The sequence below is a fragment of the Blautia segnis genome (genome assembly GCF_014287535.1).
GTDB classification, from domain to species: Bacteria; Bacillota; Clostridia; order Lachnospirales; family Lachnospiraceae; genus Blautia_A; species Blautia_A acetigignens.
In genome coordinates, this window is record NZ_JACOOT010000032.1 from 1 (window position 1) to 21951 (window position 21951).

At 45.1% G+C, this 21951-nt stretch carries 18 protein-coding genes and 1 rRNA gene; 2 read left to right on the plus strand and 17 right to left on the minus strand.

Annotated elements, in window-relative coordinates; genetic code table 11:
• The 5 genes from H8S54_RS13300 to H8S54_RS13320 all read right to left on the minus strand — a co-directional run.
• Positions 1-84, minus strand: a 16S ribosomal RNA gene (locus H8S54_RS13300); the annotation flags it as partial.
• A 476-nt stretch (positions 85-560) separates the two neighbouring features.
• Positions 561-1139, minus strand: a complete 579-nt coding sequence (locus H8S54_RS13305; protein ID WP_021925034.1) for a TetR/AcrR family transcriptional regulator — start codon at positions 1137-1139, stop codon at positions 561-563.
• Positions 1140-1351: 212 nt separating this feature from the next.
• Positions 1352-4891 carry a pyruvate:ferredoxin (flavodoxin) oxidoreductase gene (nifJ, locus tag H8S54_RS13310; RefSeq protein WP_117853371.1) on the minus strand — a complete coding sequence of 1180 codons (3540 nt, stop codon included), beginning with the start codon at positions 4889-4891 and terminating at the stop codon, positions 1352-1354.
• A 213-nt stretch (positions 4892-5104) separates the two neighbouring features.
• The gene (locus H8S54_RS13315; RefSeq protein WP_021924614.1) at positions 5105-5518 is read right to left on the minus strand and encodes an RrF2 family transcriptional regulator; all 414 of its coding nucleotides are present in this window, start codon (positions 5516-5518) and stop codon (positions 5105-5107) included.
• Between the two features lie 194 nt (positions 5519-5712).
• Positions 5713-6240, minus strand: a complete 528-nt coding sequence (locus H8S54_RS13320; RefSeq protein WP_021924615.1) for a shikimate kinase — start codon at positions 6238-6240, stop codon at positions 5713-5715.
• A 277-nt stretch (positions 6241-6517) separates the two neighbouring features.
• Here H8S54_RS13320 and H8S54_RS13325 point away from each other — a divergent pair, with 277 nt between their 5' ends.
• A complete protein-coding gene (locus tag H8S54_RS13325; protein ID WP_021924616.1) occupies positions 6518-8158 on the plus strand; it encodes an ABC-F family ATP-binding cassette domain-containing protein in 1641 nt (546 codons plus the stop codon).
• Positions 8159-8257: 99 nt separating this feature from the next.
• Here H8S54_RS13325 and H8S54_RS13330 read toward each other — a convergent pair whose 3' ends face one another.
• The 4 genes from H8S54_RS13330 to H8S54_RS13345 all read right to left on the minus strand — a co-directional run bounded on the left by H8S54_RS13330 (position 8258) and on the right by H8S54_RS13345 (position 11611).
• Positions 8258-9076 carry a hypothetical protein gene (locus H8S54_RS13330; RefSeq protein ID WP_186901647.1) on the minus strand — a complete coding sequence of 273 codons (819 nt, stop codon included), beginning with the start codon at positions 9074-9076 and terminating at the stop codon, positions 8258-8260.
• Positions 9077-9220: 144 nt separating this feature from the next.
• The gene (ybaK, locus tag H8S54_RS13335) at positions 9221-9706 is read right to left on the minus strand and encodes a Cys-tRNA(Pro) deacylase (protein ID WP_021924618.1); all 486 of its coding nucleotides are present in this window, start codon (positions 9704-9706) and stop codon (positions 9221-9223) included.
• 174 nt (positions 9707-9880) lie between these two features.
• On the minus strand, positions 9881-10891 hold the full coding sequence (locus H8S54_RS13340; protein WP_117853374.1) for a GGGtGRT protein: 1011 nt from the start codon (positions 10889-10891) through the stop codon (positions 9881-9883).
• A 27-nt stretch (positions 10892-10918) separates the two neighbouring features.
• The gene (locus H8S54_RS13345) at positions 10919-11611 is read right to left on the minus strand and encodes an iron-sulfur cluster assembly scaffold protein (RefSeq protein WP_117853377.1); all 693 of its coding nucleotides are present in this window, start codon (positions 11609-11611) and stop codon (positions 10919-10921) included.
• A 212-nt stretch (positions 11612-11823) separates the two neighbouring features.
• Between H8S54_RS13345 and H8S54_RS13350 the strand changes: the two genes are divergently transcribed.
• Entirely contained in the window at positions 11824-12567 is a 744-nt protein-coding gene (locus H8S54_RS13350) for a TraX family protein (protein WP_021926802.1), read from the plus strand.
• Positions 12568-12787: 220 nt separating this feature from the next.
• Here H8S54_RS13350 and H8S54_RS13355 read toward each other — a convergent pair whose 3' ends face one another.
• From H8S54_RS13355 to asd (H8S54_RS13390), 8 genes are all read right to left on the minus strand, one after another.
• Positions 12788-13456, minus strand: coding sequence for an acyltransferase (locus tag H8S54_RS13355; RefSeq protein WP_021926801.1), 669 nt, complete (start codon positions 13454-13456; stop codon positions 12788-12790).
• 19 nt (positions 13457-13475) lie between these two features.
• On the minus strand, positions 13476-15542 hold the full coding sequence (locus H8S54_RS13360) for a DNA topoisomerase (RefSeq protein WP_186901648.1): 2067 nt from the start codon (positions 15540-15542) through the stop codon (positions 13476-13478).
• Between the two features lies 1 nt (position 15543).
• Positions 15544-16299, minus strand: coding sequence for a formate/nitrite transporter family protein (locus tag H8S54_RS13365; protein ID WP_021926799.1), 756 nt, complete (start codon positions 16297-16299; stop codon positions 15544-15546).
• Between the two features lie 89 nt (positions 16300-16388).
• The gene (selD, locus tag H8S54_RS13370) at positions 16389-17504 is read right to left on the minus strand and encodes a selenide, water dikinase SelD (RefSeq protein ID WP_117853386.1); all 1116 of its coding nucleotides are present in this window, start codon (positions 17502-17504) and stop codon (positions 16389-16391) included.
• A gap of 177 nt (positions 17505-17681) precedes the next feature.
• Positions 17682-18767, minus strand: a complete 1086-nt coding sequence (asd, locus tag H8S54_RS13375; RefSeq protein WP_021926797.1) for an aspartate-semialdehyde dehydrogenase — start codon at positions 18765-18767, stop codon at positions 17682-17684.
• Positions 18768-18947: 180 nt separating this feature from the next.
• Positions 18948-20327, minus strand: coding sequence for an argininosuccinate lyase (gene argH, locus H8S54_RS13380; RefSeq protein WP_021926796.1), 1380 nt, complete (start codon positions 20325-20327; stop codon positions 18948-18950).
• 97 nt (positions 20328-20424) lie between these two features.
• Positions 20425-21099: an epoxyqueuosine reductase QueH gene (locus tag H8S54_RS13385; RefSeq protein WP_186901649.1), complete on the minus strand. Its 675-nt coding sequence runs from the start codon at positions 21097-21099 to the stop codon at positions 20425-20427.
• The gene (gene asd / locus H8S54_RS13390; protein WP_021926794.1) at positions 21068-21949 is read right to left on the minus strand and encodes an archaetidylserine decarboxylase; all 882 of its coding nucleotides are present in this window, start codon (positions 21947-21949) and stop codon (positions 21068-21070) included. Before asd (H8S54_RS13390) ends, H8S54_RS13385 begins: the two co-directional genes overlap by 32 nt.
• Between the last annotated feature and the right edge of the window lie 2 nt (positions 21950-21951).

Here is a 21951-nt window from a genome sequence, read left to right on the forward strand (position 1 = left end):
CAATAAAGATATTTCCCGTTCGACTTGCATGTGTTAAGCACGCCGCCAGCGTTCATCCTGAGCCAGGATCAAACTCTCTGATAAAATGTTTGATGCACTCAAGACAACCAACTAGCTTAGTTATCTCTCGTCATTACTGTTATAAAAAGTTCATTCTTTTGAATGATGATTCGTTAAGAATTTTCGAGAATCGTATGTGTTTCACTGTTTAGTTATCAAGGTTATTCGCTGTCAGCTCTTTGCGACAGCTCATTTAGATTATCACATTTGGAAGATCTTGTCAAGAACTTTTTTCAAAAGTTTTTCGAAGTGTTTTCCAAAGGATTTCGTCACCGTCATTTTCCTTATCTGTTCAAGCGACTTGATTACTTTACCATAAGTTCAGTCGATTGTCAACAGTTAATTTGAATTTTCTGAAAACTGATTTCTTTTTCAGTATTTCAGAAGCAATTCCTTGCGACAGCTTGTTTAATATACCACTTCCGTAAGGAGAAGTCAAGCACTTTTTGTAAAAAGTTATAGTTTTTTTCGCAGATTCACTTACGAAATCAAATTGCTTTTTAACAGGTTGCATCAATTTCGTCCTTGGAAACGGTGCATTTAAGCATGGCTCTTTCTCCTGAACCGGAAAACAGTTCACAAAGCTCCTGACAGAATGCAATCAGATCATAGGAAGCATCGTTCTCCAGCCAGTCGAGTATAATCCCCATCAATGTACATTTATAATATCGTACCAGACTTTCTGTTTTATTTTCTGCAAGTGAAAGATTTTCGGTTCTGTTTTCTACGTAAGTACAGATAACATGGTATCCCATTTTGTTTAGGTACTTTAAGAAATACTCTTTTTTTGCAGAACGAAAAAGATGTAAAAGCGCCTTTTTCCTCTTTGTGCATTCTTCTGCCATGTAGATAATACAGTGTGTCAGAGAATCAAAACTCCCTCTGTTTTTAATAACCTCATCTGCCCATATTTCAACTGACCATTCTGCAAGAGATGGAATATCCTGAAAATGATAATAAAAGGTATTTCTATTCACATGGCATCGATCTACAATGTCCTGCACAGTAATTTTATTATATGTTTTTTCTTCCAAAAGCTGCCAAAAGGTAGCAACAATTGCATGTTTTGTTCGATTCATCTTTGCCCTCCTATTTTTTATATTATACAGAAAAAACCTCCTTCACACAATTGTATATCAAGCTTTTCAGAAGCCAAACCTTATAGAATAACAAGAAAAGCCTGCAATACCACCCTTTCAGGAGGTACCGCAGGCTTACTTTACGCTACGACACGATAAGCACTATGTGCTTATACTATATATTTATAATGCGGACTTGCCGCGGGTGATTCTTATTCCTCTGTTCCGTACAGAGTGATCAGCTTCTGCAGATACTCATATCTTGCCTTAGCCTCAGACTGGTTCTTAGCGAACAGTCTTGCAGCCTTCTCAGGATTCTGACGCTGTAAGGAGTTGTAACGAACCTCACCATTTAAGAATTCCTGATAATCTGTCATATCCGGTGCTTTGGAATCAAGGCTGAACTTGCTTCCTTCTGCAGCAGGATTGAAGCGGAAGTTGTGCCAGTATCCACACTTAACAGCCAGCTCTTCCTCTGTCTGAGCTTTGGACATACCCTTCTTGATACCATGGTTGATACATGGAGCGTATGCGATGATAAGTGATGGTCCCGGATAAGCCTCTGCCTCTGCAATTGCCTTAATAGCCTGGTTGAAGTCAGCTCCCATGGAGATCTGAGCAACATATACATAGCCATAGCTCATTGCGATAGAAGCCATATCTTTCTTCTTGGTCTCTTTACCGCCAGCTGCGAACTGTGCGATTGCACCTGTAGGTGTAGACTTGGAAGACTGTCCGCCTGTGTTGGAATAAACCTCTGTATCGAATACCATAACGTTGATATCACGTCCGCTTGCGAGAACATGGTCAACACCGCCGAATCCGATATCGTAAGCCCATCCGTCACCACCGAAGATCCACTGGGATTTCTTAGCGAGGAAGTCTTTCTGTGTAAGGATGTCTTTTGCCTTGTCACATCCGCATGCCTCAAGAGCTGCAACCAGTTTCTCAGTTGCTGCACCGTTGGTAGCGCCGCAAGCGAAGGTATCCAGCCATTCCTGACCAGCAGCCTTAACGTCTTCGTTATTTCCGTTAGCTACAGCATCTTCAACCTTTGCTTTCAGACCATCACGAATAGCCTTCTGAGCAAGAAGCATACCATAACCAAACTCAGCGTTATCCTCGAATAAGGAGTTGCCCCATGCAGGACCCTGGCCCTTAGCATTTACGGTATATGGTGTAGAAGGTGAGGAGTTACCCCAGATAGAGGAGCATCCTGTAGCGTTTGCAATGTACATTCTGTCACCGAACAGCTGGGTGATCAGTTTTGCGTAAGGTGTCTCACCACATCCAGCACAAGCTCCTGAGAACTCAAGAAGCGGCTGTTTGAACTGGCTTCCCTTAACAGTTGTCTCTTTGAATTTAGCGATAACATCTTCTTTAACCGGAAGAGTTACACCGTAATCAAAGTATTTCTGCTCTCCCATGTTTGCTTCAAGGTTTTCCATAGCAAGTGCCTTAGCACCCTTCTTACCTGGGCAAACGTTCGCACAGGAACCACATCCTGTACAGTCAAGAGCGGATACAGTCATAGTGAACTGATACTCTTTCATACCAGTCATTGGTAATGTCTTGATTCCCTCTGGAGCATTTGCAGCCTCATCAGCTGTAAGAGCTACCGGACGGATAACTGCGTGCGGGCAGACATAAGCACATCTGTTACACTGGATACAGTTCTCCGGATTCCATACAGGGATATTTACAGCGATACCACGTTTCTCGTATGCAGCAGCACCGGATGGTGTAGTACCGTCAACATAATCTTTGAATGCGGATACAGGCAGTGTGTTACCTTCCTGAGCATTAACCTTAGCCTGGATGTTGTTAACGAAATCAACAACTTCCTGACGTCCCTCTGTAGCGTGGGTCATGTGCAGACCTTCGTCAGCAGCATCTTTCCAGCTCTCCGGAACCTGGATCTCAACAACCTGCTTAGCACCAGCATCGATAGCTGCCCAGTTCTTCTGAACAACGTCATCACCTTTACGTCCGTATGTTGCTTTCGCAGCAGCCTTCATCAGCTCGATAGCCTGATCCTCCGGAATGATTCCGGTAAGTTTGAAGAATGCGGACTGAAGGATTGTGTTGATACGTGTTGGTCCCATGCCAGTCTCGATACCGATCTTAACACCGTCGATGGTGTAGAACTTGATACCGTGGTTAGCGATGAATGCCTTAACCTGTCCTGGAAGATGTTTCTCAAGGCCTTCCATATCCCAAGCACAGTTCAGAAGGAATGTACCGCCGTCAACTAACTCCTGTACCATGTTGTATTTATTAACATAGGAAGGATTGTGACATGCTACGAAGTTTGCTTTGTGGATCAGATAGGTAGACTTGATCGGTTTCTTACCAAAACGAAGGTGAGACATTGTAACACCACCGGACTTCTTGGAGTCATAATCAAAGTATGCCTGAGCGTACATATCTGTATTGTCACCGATGATCTTGATGGAGTTCTTGTTAGCACCTACAGTACCGTCAGCACCAAGTCCCCAGAACTTACAGTTTGTAGTTCCCTCTGGAGTAGTTACAAGCGGAGCGCCTGTCTCAAGGGAAAGGTTAGTAACATCATCCACGATACCAAGAGTGAATTTCTCTTTCTCAGTATTGTCATATACAGCTACGATCTGAGCCGGTGTTGTGTCCTTGGAACCAAGTCCGTAACGTCCGGTGAAGATCTTAACGCCGTCAAATTTGCTGTTCTTAAGTGCAGCAACAACATCAAGATACAGAGGCTCGCCCTGAGCTCCTGGCTCTTTTGTTCTGTCAAGAACTGTGATCTGTTTTACTGTCTCAGGAATAGCATCGATCAGAGCCTGTGCGCAGAATGGTCTGTAAAGACGAACTTTTACAACACCAACTTTTCTGCCGGCTGCCATTAAGTAGTCGATTGTCTCCTCGATTGTATCGTTTACAGAACCCATAGCTACGATAACGTGCTCTGCGTCTGCTGCTCCATAGTAGTTGAACAGCTTGTAATCGGTACCGATCTTAGCGTTAACTTTGTCCATGTACTCCTGTACGACTGCCGGAAGAGCATCGTAGTACGGGTTACATGCTTCTCTTGCCTGGAAGAAGATATCCGGGTTCTGAGCGGAACCTCTCTGACATGGATGGTTCGGATTCAGTGCGTGATCACGGAATGCCTGGATAGCGTCCATATCTGCCATATCTTTCAGGTCTTCATAATCCCATGTCTCGATCTTCTGGATCTCGTGGGATGTACGGAATCCATCGAAGAAGTTGATGAATGGAACTTTACCCTTGATTGCTGCAAGGTGTGCTACTGGAGTAAGGTCCATAACTTCCTGTACGGAAGACTCGCACAGCATTGCGCAGCCGGTCTGACGACAGGCCATAACGTCGGAATGATCTCCGAAAATGGAAAGTGCGTGGGAAGCAAGTGCACGAGCGGATACGTTGAATACGCCCGGAAGCTGCTCACCAGCGATCTTGTAAAGGTTCGGGATCATCAGTAACAGACCCTGGGATGCTGTATAGGTAGTAGTAAGGGCACCAGCTGCAAGAGATCCGTGTACTGCACCAGCAGCACCAGCCTCAGACTGCATCTCTGTTACCTGTACTTCCTGTCCAAAGATGTTCTTTCTTCCCTGGGTTGCCCACTCGTCTGTAGCTTCAGCCATAACAGATGAAGGGGTGATCGGGTAAATTGCAGCTACATCAGAAAAAGCGTATGATGCATGAGCGGCTGCATGGTTACCATCCATGGTTTTCATCTTTCTTGCCATAGTTTGTTTTTCCTCCTTAAAGGTATGTTGAAAATAATATCTCTAGACACATCGTGTCTAAAAGTCCATATAACATTATAGCATAATCTTCCATTGATGTCCATTTTGTTTTTTGTACATTATCACATACAAAAAACGGTCATGAGGGAAAATCTCATGGCCGCTTATGGCTTTAGCAGATATCCTGCTGCCAAAGCATTTATTCACTTCTTTTTAATTCTCCGGAGCAAAAACCTCCTGAAGATTCTTTCTTTTGAGCATTTTCCAAACACCCTGCTGAATCTCACAGAGCTCCCTGTGCATATAGCAGGGAAGGTGATCTCCCCTTCCATCTACCGGACATTCGTAACCGGATGCCATGCACTCAATGATAAACAGATCAGGGTCAATGGCACTGTACACATCGAATAATGTCAGCTCCGTCATAGATTTATTCATGGCATATCCGCCATGTACACCGCGGTATCCTTTTACAATGCCTGCTTTCTGAAGTTTCTTAAGGATCTTGTAGGCAAAGGGTGCGGTAATGGATTCCTTCTCACAGATTTCATTAACGCTAAGGCGGGTTTCCGCTGACAGTGCCCGAAGAACTCTTGCTGCATAATCGCATTCTCTCGTAATAAACATATCTGTAACCTTTCTCCTTACTGGACACGAATCATAATAAGATGTTAGGGTTAAAAAGTATTCTGGCCCTGACATCATAATAAAAAATGTATACTGTCCTTATGTGGTCTTCTTCCCCCAAAAACTTCCTAAAGTATAACAATTATTCTTACAATTTTCAACTGTTATTTAATTTTTTTAACATTTATTTCACGTTATTTTGTATTATCGTTAATTTCAAGACGTTCCTTTATTTCCTGGCAGATCTCTTTTGCGGTGCGTCCGTCGGTTTTCACTATGATGTCTGCGGCTGCTTCATATTTCGGTCTTCTGGCCTCCATCAGCTGTTCTATGTACTGGGGATTCATGTTTTTTTCCAGGAGGGGACGGTTGTGGCTGCCCTTTACCCTCTCGTAAACGGTCTGAGGGGTGGCGGTAAGAAGCACAATGGTTCCGTTCTTCTTCATTTCCTCTACGTTGCACTGGCGCATTACGGTACCGCCGCCGCAGGAAACTACAATGTTGTCCATGTGGGAGATTCTCTTCACAAGCTCTGTCTCCAGATTGCGGAAAGTTTCCTCGCCTTTTTGTGCAAAAATATCAGGAATGCTCATTCCCTGTTCCTGGACGATCTGCTCGTCCATCTCTATTTTCTGAAGGCCGCACAGCTGGTGCAGGCAGTTTAAAATGGTGCTTTTGCCGGTTCCCATAAATCCGGTCAGATAGATCTGTCTTTTCGGCATATCTTTTCCCTCTCTGTATTTCCTCGTGGAAAAGCTTCCTAGCAAAGTTTTTCCACGTAAATTTTGATATTCCAGATATTATAGCAGTGGTTTTTTTCTTTGTAAAGAGCCTTATTGGGCTGCCGTCCCCTATTTTAGCGTGTTTCTGCTACAAAACAGCGAAAAAACCAGAAATAATTGTTGCATATTTGCCAGTTTACGATAAAATGAAAATCGGCTATACTTATTATTATGTGTGTTCATTTCATAAGGATGACTTATTTAATAGGAGGATAATATGATTTCAGCAAACAATATTACTTTGCGAGTTGGAAAGAAAGCTCTTTTCGAAGATGTAAATATCAAATTTACAGAGGGGAACTGTTACGGCCTGATCGGTGCCAACGGCGCAGGAAAGTCTACTTTCCTGAAGATCCTTTCCGGCCAGCTTGAGCCGACTAAGGGTGACATCGTGATCACACCGGGACAGCGTCTCTCTTTCTTGCAGCAGGACCACTTTAAATATGATGCTTATACGGTTCTTGATACCGTTATCATGGGTAACCTTCGTCTCTACGAGATCATGAAAGAGAAGGAAGCCATCTATGCCAAAGAAGACTTCACCGATGAGGACGGAATCCGCGCCAGCGAGCTGGAGGGCGAATTTGCAGAAATGAACGGATGGGAAGCAGAGTCTGACGCTGCTACCCTTCTGAACGGTCTTGGAATTGACACGGAATTCCACTATGCGCAGATGGCTGACCTTACAGGAAGCATGAAGGTCAAGGTTCTTCTTGCACAGGCCCTTTTCGGAAATCCGGATATCCTGCTTCTTGACGAGCCCACCAACCATCTGGACCTTCCGGCTATTGAGTGGCTTGAGGAGTTCCTGATCAACTTTGACAATACCGTTATCGTAGTTTCCCATGACCGTTACTTCCTGAACAAGGTTTGTACACAGACTGCAGATATCGACTATGGCAAAATCCAGCTGTACGCAGGTAACTATGACTTCTGGTATGAGTCCAGCCAGCTGCTGATCAAGCAGATGAAGGAAGCCAACAAAAAGAAAGAGGAGAAGATCAAGGAGCTGCAGGAATTTATTTCCAGGTTCAGTGCCAACGCTTCCAAATCCAAGCAGGCAACCTCCCGTAAGAGAGCCCTTGAGAAAATCCAGCTGGATGACATGCGTCCTTCCAGCCGTAAATATCCATACATCGACTTCCGTCCTAACCGTGAGATTGGAAACGAAGTTCTTATGGTGGAGAATCTTTCCAAGACCATTGACGGCGTGAAGGTTCTGGATAACATTTCCTTTACTCTTGGCCGTGAGGATAAGGTTGCTTTCGTTGGTGCAAATGAGCAGGCCATTACCACTTTCTTTAAGATCATTACTGGCGAGATGGAGCCGGATGAAGGAAATTACAAGTGGGGAATCACAACTACTCAGGCTTATTTCCCCAAAGATAATACCAAGGAATTCGATAATGACCTTACCATTACAGACTGGCTGACCCAGTATTCTGAGATCAAGGATGCCACTTATGTGCGTGGATTCCTTGGACGTATGCTTTTCCCGGGCGAGGACGGCGTGAAGCGTGTGCGCGTGCTTTCCGGTGGTGAGAAGGTTCGCTGCCTTCTTTCCAAGATGATGATCTCCGGTGCCAATATCCTGATTCTGGATGAGCCGACCAACCATCTGGATATGGAGTCTATCACAGCACTGAACAACGGTCTGATCAAGTTCCCAGGTGTGATCCTGTTTACTTCTCATGACCACCAGTTTGTTCAGACAACTGCAAACCGTATTATGGAGATTCTGCCAAACGGTACTATGATCGATAAGATCACCACTTATGACGAGTATCTGGCTAGCGATGAGATGGCTAAGAAGCGTCATGTATTTGAGATTAATGAGGAGGATGCACAGGATAACTAAGAGATGAGATTCCTGTGAATCTGCCATATAAAAAATGGGACGGTGTACAGATTTGTACGCCGTCCTATTTTTATAAATCTTCAATTGTATGTGACAAAATCAGGATGCTCTTCTGTTTTCTCCTGTTACTTTCAGATAATCGGATGGATAATAGTATGTGATCGTACCTCTCTTGGTAATCATATCTCCAGTGTAGGCTACACCCTTGGAATTTGCAGGGATCAGGCAGGAATAATACCTGGTAGAGCCATAGGCAGATGCATAAGAGCGGTTTTTCTTCATGGTACGTTTATTATTTACATATCTTCTGAAATACATATATTTGTCCTTGAAATCATACCGCTCAAAAGCATTCTTGTTCAGATTTCTCTGCATAACCACAGTGGAATTTCCGGAAATGATCAGCGGTAAGGTTGTGATGTTGCTGCCGGTACCCTTCAGCCAAAGCTTTCTGCCTTTTGTAACCTTCTGAGATTTCAACGGGCTGTGGTTTTTCATAATGCTTTTCTTAATTTTGACATTGGATTTCCTGGAAGTCGCTACCACACGGATTTCTACAGTACCTGAATTCGCTTTCACGCATGCGATGATTCCACGGTTCGCACTGCGGTTCGCCTTAAAATAAGTGGAATTGGTGATGCTGGATTTCTTGCGGCAGTCTTTCATGGCCATAGCTTCCGTGCCATACGCATACACAATATCATATCTCGCACCGGATGTTTTCGGAATCACCTGCAGCTCATATTTACTGATCGCATTTCCACTGATGTTCTCATTTACAATATGAAGGCAGTTTCCTTTCTGAACAGTAGCTGTGAATGTCTTCCTGGCTGCCGATACTGGTATAGCGCTCATCATAGTCATCACCGCAACCGCTGCTCCAAGCAGCCATTTCTTAATTCTTTTTCCTTCTTTCATAAATCCTCCTTGCCGCCCTTCGGGCTGACTATTTACATTGACAGGTAAGAGTTGTTTTCGGACACGTCTTCGTGTCTGCCGTTTTTATTTATGGATATTCTAGCATACTCTTTCCCTGTTTTTGTAAATTGGGATTACTTGGGATTACTCTTCCCTGGCTGTAATGTTGGCTAATTTTCCACCGGTTACTTTCAGAAGATCTTCTACCGGAACTTTCAGGGTCAGTCCGATTCTTCCGCCGCTCACATAAATTTCCTGGAAATTGCCTGCGGATGCGTCAAAAACGGTAGGAAACGGCTTCTTCATTCCAATGGGGCTGCAGCCGCCTCGAACGTAGCCGGTGATCTTGGTGATATCTTTTACATGGATCATATCTACCGTCTTCTCTCCCACTGCCTTGGCTGCGGCTTTTCGGTCCACTTCTTTTTCAATGGGGACTACAAAGACATAGTATCCGCCGCTTTTGCCCTCCATCACCAGAGTTTTAAAGGACTGGTCATAGGGCGCACCTGTAATGTCCGCGCAGTGGATTCCGTCAATAAATTCATCGCACTCATAGCTAAGTGCTTCATACTTTACTTTCTGTCTGTCAAGCATTCTCATTGCATTTGTTTTCGCTTCTTTTGCCATTCTGGGTCAACCTCCTGTTGTGTATTGGCATACTAATCATAATATGGCATGAGTGTCAAAAGGTCGATTTGATGATCTTTTAACTGCCTGGGAATATTCACAAAACAAAAGCACCTCCAATTTTGTTGAAAGTGCTTTGTTTTATCAGATAGTATTTATCCTCTTATTCAATTATCAGAACTTGCCAGCCTTAGCAGCTTCCTCAACGGAAACAGCTACAGCAACAGTAGCACCAACCATCGGGTTGTTACCCATTCCGATAAGACCCATCATCTCAACGTGAGCCGGTACGGAAGAGGATCCTGCGAACTGTGCGTCAGAGTGCATACGTCCCATTGTATCTGTCATACCATAGGAAGCAGGACCTGCTGCCATGTTGTCCGGGTGAAGAGTACGTCCTGTACCGCCGCCGGAAGCAACAGAGAAGTATTTCTTACCCTGCTCGATACATTCTTTCTTGTATGTACCTGCAACCGGATGCTGGAAACGGGTTGGGTTAGTGGAGTTACCTGTAATGGAAACACCAACATTCTCATGATGCATGATAGCAACACCTTCCTGAACGTCATCTGCACCGTAGCATTTGACAGTAGCACGAAGTCCGTTGGAGTATGGCTTCTCATAAACAACATTTAATTTTGCTTCTTTGTAATCATACTTTGTCTCAACATATGTAAATCCGTTGATACGGGAAATGATCTGAGCAGCGTCTTTTCCAAGACCGTTCAGGATAACACGTAATGGTTTCTGACGTACTTTGTTAGCTTTCTCAGCGATACCGATCGCGCCCTCAGCAGCTGCGAAGGACTCATGTCCGGCTAAGAAGCAGAAGCACTCTGTCTCTTCCTCAAGAAGCATTTTACCAAGGTTACCATGTCCAAGACCTACTTTTCTGTGGTCAGCAACGGATCCTGGAATACAGAAAGCCTGAAGTCCTTCACCGATTGCAGCAGCAGCGTCAGAAGCTTTTCTGCAGCCTTTTTTGATTGCGATTGCAGCGCCTACTAAGTAAGCCCATGCAGCATTCTCAAAGCAGATCGGCTGAATCTTCTTAACCTGCTCATAAACATCAAGACCAGCGTCTTTTGTGATTTTCTCAGCTTCTTCGATGGAGCTGATTCCATAGCTGTTTAATACAGAATTGATCTGGTCAATTCTTCTCTCATATCCTTCAAATAATGCCATTTCTGTTCGTCTCCTTTCGCTTGTGGCTTACTCTTGTCTCGGGTCGATAATCTTAACAGCATCAGCTACACGGCCATACTGACCTTTTGCTTTTTCCCATGCAGTGTTAGGATCATCACCTTTTTTGATAAAGTCAGTCATTTTTCCAAGAGAAACGAACTGATATCCGATTACTTCGTTGTCTTCGTCAAGAGCGATACCTGTTACATAGCCCTCTGCCATTTCCAGATAACGAACTCCTTTTTCCTTGGTAGCGTACATTGTACCAACCTGGGAACGAAGGCCTTTTCCAAGGTCCTCAAGACCTGCACCTACAGCAAGACCGTCATCAGAGAAAGCACTCTGAGTACGTCCGTAAACGATCTGAAGGAACAGTTCTCTCATTGCTGTATTGATAGCATCACAGACAAGGTCTGTATTTAAAGCCTCAAGAATGGTTTTGCCCTGAAGAACCTCTGCTGCCATAGCTGCAGAATGTGTCATACCTGAACATCCGATTGTCTCTACAAGGGCTTCCTCGATTACACCGTTCTTAACATTTAAGGACAGCTTACAAGCACCCTGCTGAGGAGCACACCAGCCTACACCATGTGTAAAACCAGAGATATCTTCAATTTTTTTTGCATGGACCCACTGGCCTTCTTCCGGAATCGGAGCTGGCTCATGTTTTGCGCCCTTAGCTACTGGGCACATGTTTTCAACTTCCTTAGTGTAAATCATTTTAAGACTCCTTTCAGTGTTGATTACTTAATCGTTGTTAAAGACCTAACAACCTAGTGTTATTTTCTCACAAAATCCTCAATTCGTCTAGTCATATTTTGCAAAATTTACGAAAAAGTTGTCGGTACTGTTTAAAGGACTTCTATTGTGCAGTTTGCGGTTTCGTGTTAAAATATTCAAATATCTAATAAATTTCATTTACCGGAGGAACCATGACATTACAAACATCCACTTCATTTATTCCTGAAAAATACAGAATTTTAAGCGGAAGCGCCCTGAAGGTGCTGGCTATGGCGATTATGCTTATTGATCACACCGCTTCTTTTCTTCTGCGGTATTATCCGCCAGTCACCAGAGCCTGGTTTCAGATTGGAAGCACCTCCTATTCTTTGTACCGGGTGATGCGGGATGTGGGGAGGGCTGCGTTTCCCATTTTCTGTTTTCTTCTCGTTGAGGGCTTTCTTCATACCCATGACCGTTTTAAATATGGAAGAAATCTTCTGATTTTCGCATGTATTTCCGAGATCCCCTGGAATTTTGCGCAGAACGGCACATTGCTTTTTGCAGACAAGCAGAACGTATTTTTCACACTGTTCCTTGGTTATCTGGCATTCTGTCTTATCGACCGATTTAAAGAAAATCCAACCATGCAGCTTGTAAGCATGTTGGCGCTTCTGGCGGTTTCCTATTTCCTGAAGGCAGATTACGGCTACAAGGGCTATGTTTTCCTGCTGATCATGTTCTGGCTGCACCAGTATAAGCCAGCTCAGGCACTGATCGGAAGCTGCTGGCTGATCTACGAATGGAAGGCATGCTTTGCTTTTATTTCTCTGAACATGTACAATGGCAGACGTGGCTTCATAAGAGGAAAATGGGCGAAATATTTCTTCTATGCATTTTACCCTGTTCATATTGCAATATTAACAATCATACGCAAAAAGTGGTTTGGAATTTAACCGAATCAAGTAAGTCCCCTGCTGGGGTTGCGAAAAGCAATAAGCAGTGGGTGGGGACTTGCTTGTATCAGGAGGAGTGCAGCTCCTTCTGATAAACTGCGGAGCAGTTATTCGGTTATGAGCAAGTAGCGAAGCGGATTGCAAATATCCGCTTGAACGCAATCCCGACAGCCTGCCTATCAACTGCAAGCTGCCGGGATTATTATTTGTTTATCTGATTTCACTGTTTGGTTACGATCTCGTCCTTGTTTTTATAAATACTGTTGGCCGGAACGCAGCCGCGTACCGGGGAAAGCGGATAGATATTGGTGTTTCTTCCGATTACAGTTCCCGGGTTTAATACAGAACCGCAGCCAACTTCCACGTGATCTGCCAGCATTGCTCCGAATTTCTTAAGTCCGGTCTCAATCTTCTCATCACCGTCTTTTACCACAACAAGCTTCTTGTCAGATTTCACGTTGGAACAGATGGAACCAGCTCCCATATGAGATTTATAGCCAAGAACCGCATCTCCTACATAGTTGTAATGGGGTACCTGAACATTATTAAAAAGCACGACATTCTTAAGCTCTGTAGAGTTTCCCACTACGCAGCCTTCTCCCACAAGGGCATTTCCGCGAATAAATGCACAGTGACGAACCTCTGTATTTTTTCCGATAATAGCCGGTCCGTTAATAAAGGCGGTAGGTGCAACCTTTGCAGTTTTGGCAATCCAGACATTTCCTTCCACACAATCGTATTCATCCGGGTCAAGTGTCTTGCCAAGCTTCACAATAAAATCACCAATCTCAGGGAGTACTTCCCATGGATAGGTCTTTCCCTCAAAAAGCTCTCCTGCAATCGTCTGGCTCATATCCAGCATATTTGCAATTGTAAAATCTTTTAACATAATACATATCCTCCTCATTTCATTCTGGTTTTCTGTCCGGCTTTTTCGTGGGCTTCGCCACAGCAGGCTTCTCCGGCTTCTTATAAAACTGGGCTGCTGCATCAAAAAACTGGCGCAGTGCGTACTGAAAGCTGCTGTCCTCCACCTGCTTGGTGCGAAGGCGCACAAAACGCTCCAGCTTGTCCATGTACTCCTGTTCCGTAATGGATCCCTCTGCCACATAGGTAAGACCCTTTTCCCAGCTGGCTGTCAGCTCCGGATTAAGAAGCTGGCGGATGGAGCAGTTCACCACGTCATAGATCATTTCTCCCTGAAGGGTAGGTGTGATCACCTGAGTCTTCTTATTCAGGGAAAGATACTTAATGTTAAACAGCTTTTTCAGGATCTCCGCCCTGGTGGCACTGGTACCGATTCCGCTTCCCTTAATCTGGGAACGCAGATCCTCATCCTCGATCAGCTGTCCGGCATTTTCCATAGCCAAGATCATAGAACCGGAATTATAACGCTTGGGCGGGGAGGTTTCTCCCTCTTTGATACCCAGACCGTTTATGTTCAGTATATCACCCTTTTTCAGTTTCTGCAATGCAGCTAACAAAGCTTCGTCGCAGGAAACCTCCTCGCCTTCTCCCTCAGACGCTTTGCCGACATCTGCAGCCGTTTTTTTCGCAAAGGAATTGGTGGAAATCTTCAGATAACCTTCACTTAACAATACCTTGAAGGAAGAAAAGAAGGATTCATTCTGGATCTTTGTCACAAGGCTTACCTTCTGGTAAACAGCCGGTGGATAAAAAATGCTCAGAAAACGTCTCACAATGGTCTCATACACCCGCTGGGCGGTTAGGGAAAGTCCCTTCAGGGCTCCAAGCCCCTGTCCGGTGGGAATGATGGCATAGTGGTCTGTGATCTGTTTGTCATTGGTATAACGAGTCTTGGCAATGTTTTTATAAGTGCCAAGCTCTAACACGCCCTGGGCAGCCTCTCCTGCCTGGGGATAACTGCGAAGCCCGGAAATATTCTTATAAATCTCCTTGGCTACAGCTGTGGATAAAACCCTGGCGTCGGTTCTTGGGTAAGTCACCAGCTTTTTCTCGTACAGATCCTGCACAATGGAAAGGGTCTCATCCGGACTGATCTTAAACAGCTTGGAGCATACATTCTGAAGCTCCGCCAGGTTGAATAAAAGAGGCGGATTCTTATTTTCTTTCTTTCGCTCCACCTTTTCTACCGTACAGACAAGGGGCTGTCCCATACTTAATTCCTGAATCAGCCTTTCGGCATCTTCCTTTTTCTTAAAACCATTCTCTTTATATAAAACAGGGGACTGGAAATAACGGCTGCCTTCCACAGCTCTCCACTCTCCCTCAAAGCTTTCTCCCTCAAGAGCAATGCTGCTCATGACTCTGTAAAAAGGGGTTTTCACAAATGCGCGGATCTCACGTTCCCGGCGCACCACCATTCCAAGGACGCAGGTCATGACACGGCCTACGGAAATCGCCTGGTATTTTCCCCCGAGATAATTAGTTACGCTGTTTCCATAGCGTAGGGTCAGAACACGGGAAAAATTAATTCCCATAAGATAATCTTCTTTTGCCCGAAGATAAGCGGCTGCGGCAAGGTTGTCATACTCGGAGATGTCCTTTGCCTCACGGATACCTCGTAGAATTTCCTCTTCTGTCTGGGAGTCGATCCACACACGCTTCTGTGTTTTATTCTTCACTCCCGCCATCTGTGCCACCAGGCGGTAGATATATTCTCCCTCACGCCCGGAGTCTGTACACACGTAAATAGTATCAATATCAGGTCGGTTCAGAAGCCCTTTGACGATCTGGAACTGTTTTTCCACTCCAGGAATCACTTCATACTTAAAATCACGCGGCAAAAAAGGCAGGGTATCTAAACTCCACCTTTTATACTTCAGATCATATTTCTCTGGATAACTCATGGTGACCAGGTGTCCTACACACCAGGTCACCACGCAGGTATCAGATTCCATATAGCCATCCCGTCTTTGTCCGCCGGATTTCAAAGCTTTAGCAAATTCCTGAGCCACGCTGGGCTTCTCTGCTATGTATAAAGCTTTTGACATATTATTTATCTGCACTCATCTTTCTTAATGGCCATGCCAGTAAAAGGGCTCCGCCCACCATATTTCCAATGGTGACAATCAGCATGCTTTTCAGCATAAGACCTACGGAAACGCCGTCTACCAGATTCAGGCTTATTACGAAAATTCCCATGTTTGCAATGCAGTGCTCAAATCCGCTGAAAACGAATGCGGAAATGCACATTACGATCATCAGGAATTTACCTGTTTCACTTTTCAGTTTGATTCCGCAGAGCACACCAAGACATACAAAGAAATTACAAAGTACTGCCCTAAAAAACATCTGACCCATTGGAATGGTCAGCTTGTTGTTGATAAAGCCTGCGAAATAATCACCAGTGCCGGATGCTCCTGCCCATACGAAAAACAGGCCGAACAGTGCACATCCAACAAAGTTGCCAAGGTAGCTCACCAGCCATACCTTGCCTGCATCCCCCCAGGATACGCTCTTGTCATAGGCGCCAAATGCCATTACCAGGTTGTTGCCTGTGAACAGCTCTCCGCCAACTAAGCTGATCAGAAGAACTGCGATGGAAAATACCAGTGCCCCCAGGAATTTTCCCCATGCCGGATCGGATCCTGAGAATACATTTCCCGCAACGTTGCTGTAGATCACGGCTACATCAATAAAGAAGCCAGCCATTACAGCCCGAAGGAAATACTTCAGGAAACTGGTGTTCAGCAGACCGATCTTGTTTTTGGCTGCATTTGAGACTTTTTGTACATCTTCATAGTTCATGAAAAAACACCTCCGCTTTGTTTTTTCTCATTATAGCACTTTCGTATATTATTCACAATAGATAATGATAAAATTTTATCAATTAAGAGTTATTTCACAAATATCAGATGTTTTTTTTGTAAATCTGTCACTTTTCCTATGATGGCGCAGGGAAGGGACAGGGTGGAAAGTCTCTGGATTGCGGTATGGGCATCGGCAGGGTCTATGCTAAGAAGAAGGCCGCCTGAGGTCTGCGGATCAAAGACAAGGTCTTCGCGGGCTGCAAGCTCAGACAGAGCATCAGCTGTCTGTTCTCCGGATTCTTCCGGAAGGAATTCAGACAGTCTATTGTCCGGATTCTTCCATGCAAATTCACATTCCGTTCCTGCAAATTCCCGGTTGCGGTATGCACCTGCAGGAATCAGTCCCATTGATGCGTAATCAAGAGCGCCTGTCATAATCGGAAGGGCACTCAGGGAAATGGACAGGGTCCGTCCGCTTCCTTTGGCCATTTCCAAGGCATGTCCTGCAAGGCCAAAGCCCGTCACATCTGTGCAGGCGTGAATCTTCAGGTCTGCCACCTGGTCTCTGGCATATTTGTTCAGGGTTGCCATCACAGAAGCCGCATAAGCAGCTTCTTCCTGGGATGCCATCTCTCCCTTCACTGCAGTGGAGAGGATTCCGGTTCCCAGGGGCTTGGTCAGAATCAGGATGTCTCCTGTCCGGGCTCCCACATTTTTCCACATGGAGGCGGGATTTACAAAGCCAGTGACGCAAAGGCCGTATTTGGGCTCTTCGTCCTGAATGGTGTGTCCGCCAGCAAGGGTGGCACCTGCTTCCAATACTTTGTCTGCTCCGCCTCTTAAGATTTCTCCTAAGATTTCCGGGTCCAGGCAGTTTGGAAATGCCGCAATGTTCAGGGCAAGCTTGGGCTCGCCGCCCATGGCGTACACGTCGCTTAATGCGTTGGCTGCTGCGATCTGTCCGAAAGTGTAAGGATCATCCACGATCGGCGTGAAGAAATCTACCGTCTGGATCATGGCCAGCTCATCGGAAATGCGGTATACAGCAGCATCGTCGGAAGACTCGGTTCCAACAAGTAAATTTGGATCATAAAATTTCGGCAGCTTACCCAGAACCTGGGCAAGGGTCCCCGGACCAACTTTCGCCGCTCAGCCGGATGTATGAGAATACTGGGTAAGACGGATTCGCTCTCTGTCGCTCATGGATTCACCTCCCTGATTTTCAAACGTGTTATCTATTCTAACATGAATCCTCAATTACGTAAACGGTCATTTTTTAATTCAGTCGTTTATCCCGTTGAAGCCGAAAAAAAAGAAGAATGCCATCATTTCTGATCGCACTCTCCTGATTTTCTTTTCTTATATCATTCTGACAGCTTCTTATTTCGCCTGGATATATCCCTGAGCCTTCAGTGTCTCAGCGCAGAGAACAGCACCGCCAGCGGCACCTCTTACGGTATTGTGGGAAAGTCCGATAAACTTCCAGTCATATACAGTATCCTCGCGAAGTCTTCCGATAGATACGCCCATTCCATTCTCAAAGTTTACATCCTCTGTAACCTGAGGACGGTTGTCCTCCTCAAGATACTGGATAAACTGCTTCGGTGCGCTTGGAAGGTTCAATTCCTGCGGAACTCCCTTGAATTCAACAAGTGCTTTTACAAGCTGCTCCTTGGTAGGTTTCTTTCTGAATTTCACAAATGCAGCTGCTGTATGGCCGTTCAGAATCGGAACACGGACACACTGGCATGTGATAACAGGCTCTTTCGCCGGAACGATCACGCCGTCCTCAACTTTACCCCAGATACGAAGGGGTTCTTTCTCACTCTTCTCTTCCTCGCCGCCGATGTATGGAATGATGTTGTGTTCCATTTCCGGCCAGTCCTTGAATGTTTTTCCAGCTCCGGAAATTGCCTGGTATGTAGTGGCAACTACTTCATATGGCTCAAATTCCTTCCATGCGGTAAGTGCCGGTGCATAGCTCTGAATGGAGCAGTTTGGCTTTACAGCAATAAATCCGCGCTTTGTTCCAAGGCGCTCCTTCTGATGTTCAATAACCTTGAAATGCTCCGGATTGATTTCCGGGATTACCATCGGAACATCCGGTGTCCATCTGTGGGCACTGTTATTGGAAACAACAGGTGTCTCGGTCTTTGCATATGCTTCCTCAATAGCCTTGATCTCGTCCTTGGACATATCTACAGCAGAGAATACAAAGTCTACAGTTTCTGCAACCTTCTCTACTTCATTTACATTCATAACAACAAGCTTCTTAACAGCCTCCGGCATTGGGGTATCCATTTTCCATCTGCCGCCAACAGCTTCCTCATAGGTCTTACCTGCACTTCTCGGGCTTGCTGCAACAGTCACTACCTCAAACCATGGATGATTCTCTAACAGGGAAATAAATCTCTGTCCTACCATTCCGGTAGCACCTAAAATACCAACTCTAAGCTTTTCACTCATAATATGCTCTCCTCATTCTTTCCTCTGCGTACATGTGTATTTCTATGACATACTATACCATGTATGAGAAAAATGCAAGTACTTTCTTGAATTTTATTGAATTAAAGTGATAAAAAATGAAATTTATTATTTCATGCAAGCCATTTCGGCATAATAGAAATGGCTGAACTGCTGGATTTCTTAATTTTCTTCCAGGTATTTCTTATTACCAGCAATAACTTTCTCCATCACATCCGGTCCCGGTGCACCGAGGGTGATACGCTTCTCAACGCAGGTTTTCATGCTGATAGCCTCATAAATATCCTGCTCAAAGACCGGACTGATTTCCTTATATTCCTCAAGTGACAGCTCATCCAGGGAAATTCCCCTGTCAATACATTTGAGCACAAGCTGTCCTACGATTCCATGTGCATCACGGAAAGGAACACCGTGATTCACCAGATAATCTGCTGCATCTGTGGCATTGGTAAAGCCGTTCTTTGCGCTGGCTTCCATGTTTGCCTTATTAAACTGCATAGTGGATACCATTCCGGTAAACAGCGCAAGGCAGCCCTTTACTGTGTCAATGGCATCAAAGGTCAGTTCCTTGTCCTCCTGCATATCTTTGTTATATGCAAGGGGAATGCCTTTCATGGTAGTGAGAATAGACATCAGCGCACCGTAAACGCGGCCTGTTTTTCCTCTTACCAGCTCTGCAATATCCGGATTCTTCTTCTGCGGCATAATACTGCTTCCGGTGCTGTATGCATCATCAATTTCCACAAAACGATACTCATTGGAATTCCACAAAATGATTTCCTCTGAAAAACGGCTGAGGTGCATCATAATAGTAGAAAGGGCAGATAACAGCTCAATTACATAATCTCTGTCAGATACGGAATCCATACTGTTTCTGGTTGGCTCGTCAAAATCCAGAAGCCTGGCGGTATATTCTCTGTCAAGAGGATAGGTAGTTCCTGCAAGGGCACCTGCTCCAAGGGGACAGGTATTCATTCGTCTTCGGATATCAAAAAGACGTCCTCTGTCACGGCGGAACATCTCAAAGTATGCACCCACATGATGTGCCAGGGTTACCGGCTGTGCCTTCTGCAAATGGGTAAAGCCAGGCATATAAGTATGCACATTCTCTTCCATGATCTTCTGAAGAGCCTCAAGAAGTGCCTTCACCTCCTGGTCAATGGCATCAATCTCATCGCGCACATACAGCTTCATATCCAGTGCCACCTGATCATTACGGCTTCTTCCGGTGTGAAGCTTCTTACCCGGATCTCCGATTCTGTCAATGAGATTGGCCTCCACAAAGCTATGAATATCCTCGTATTCAGATGTGATTGCAAGTCTGCCTGCCTTTACATCTGCAAGGATTCCCTCAAGTCCCTCAAGGATCTTGTCTCTTTCTTCTTCTGTCAGAATGCCCTGTTTGGCAAGCATTTTTACATGTGCCTTACTGCCGCGGATATCCTGCTCATAAAATTTCTGATCAAATGAAATGGACGCATTGAAATTATAAACCAGTTTGTCGGTTTCTTTTGTGAAACGTCCGCCCCAAAGCTGTGCCATATATTTTTCCTCATTTCTTTCTAACTTTACTACATTCAAGTGCTAGTTTAACACACTTTATCTAAATTGCAAAGAGAATTTCCAGGTTTCTTCTACTTTACTGCATTTTAGAGCCACATTCGCATTTTTCCTCTTCTTCCCTTTGTCGCTGCTTTTCCATGCTCTCCCGTTTGGAAAATACACAGCCGCAGTAATTCTGCCTGTACAATCCGTATTCATGGGAAAGCTCAATAGAACGTTTATAGCCGTTTTTCTTTTTAAAATCAGAAGGCAGATGTTCCACCTTGTAAATTTGGGACAGCTCCTGTCCAATCTCATTTATTTTTCCGGCATTTTTCAAAGGACTGATAGAAAGCGTAGTTGTAAAATAATCGTAGCCTCCCTGTTCTGCCAGTCTGGCTGCCTCTTCCATACGAAGGCGGTAGCACCTAAAACACCGCTCGCCCCCTTCCGGCACATCCTCAAGCCCCTTCGCCATCTCATAGAAATCCTCTGGCTTATACTCCCCTTCCACCAGGGACACAGGATGAAGAAACTCCATCTCGCTGATCAGCCTGCGGATCTCTGCTACCCTTTTTTCGTATTCCTCTTTCGGGGAAATATTGGGATTATAAAAAAATACTGTAACAGAAAAAAACCTGGAAAGATATTCCAGGACGTAACTGCTGCAGGGTGCGCAGCAGGCGTGAAGGAAAAGTCTGGGGACTCTTCCCGCCTTCTGCTGCCCTTCAATTAATTTTTCAAGCTCTTTTTGGTAATTTACATTTGCCAATTCTCTCACCCATTCTTACAATTGTTTCGTAACCGTTCTCTGAATTCTCCACAAGATCCGCATCCAGTCTTACCTTTCCATGCTGAATCAGCAGCACAATAGTGGAACCGCCGAATTCAAAATAACCTTTTTCTTCGCCTTTTTTTACCTGGCAGGCTTCCGGATGCAGGTTGGTGATCTTTCCTACCATCATAGCTCCCACTTCCATCAGCACAAGCGTGCCGAACTGCCCCGTCTTTAACAGGCAGTACTCCCGGGTGTTCTCATGGTAAATGGGATACACCTCATTGGCAGCCGGGTTCACTGTGTGGAAAACCCCAGGAATCTCCACTGCCTGTGATTTCATTCCGTCTGCCGGATAACAGTAATGATGATAATCGTCTACAGTCAGGCGAAGGATCAGGGCATAGCCACCAAGATACCGCTCTGTCAGCTTCTTATTTCCCAGAAGCCGTTCCAGAGTGTAGGGAGTATCTTTAATAAAAAACCGGGAATCACTTCCGATCCGGCTGACTGTCACCTTGCCGTCGCAGGGACTAACCAGCACGCTTTCGTCCTCTGCAATCGGACGCTGGCCATCTTTCAGCCGTCTGGTGAAAAAATCATTATAAGAGCGGAAGCTGTCTCTGGTGCACACAGACAGATCAATGCCGTTTCGCTGTACAAATCCCGGCACCATTCCAGCAGAAAACCTGGTATTTAAAAACCAGCCGCCCAGCTTTGTCACAAAGGGCTGCACCAGGATCCGAAGACAAAGCCGACCGCCCCAGTCGTTGTAAAGGTGGCGGAGGAATTTGTCCTGCTCATTCTCTTCTATGGTAATGTTGCCTTTTCTGTCTATATACTTCATAG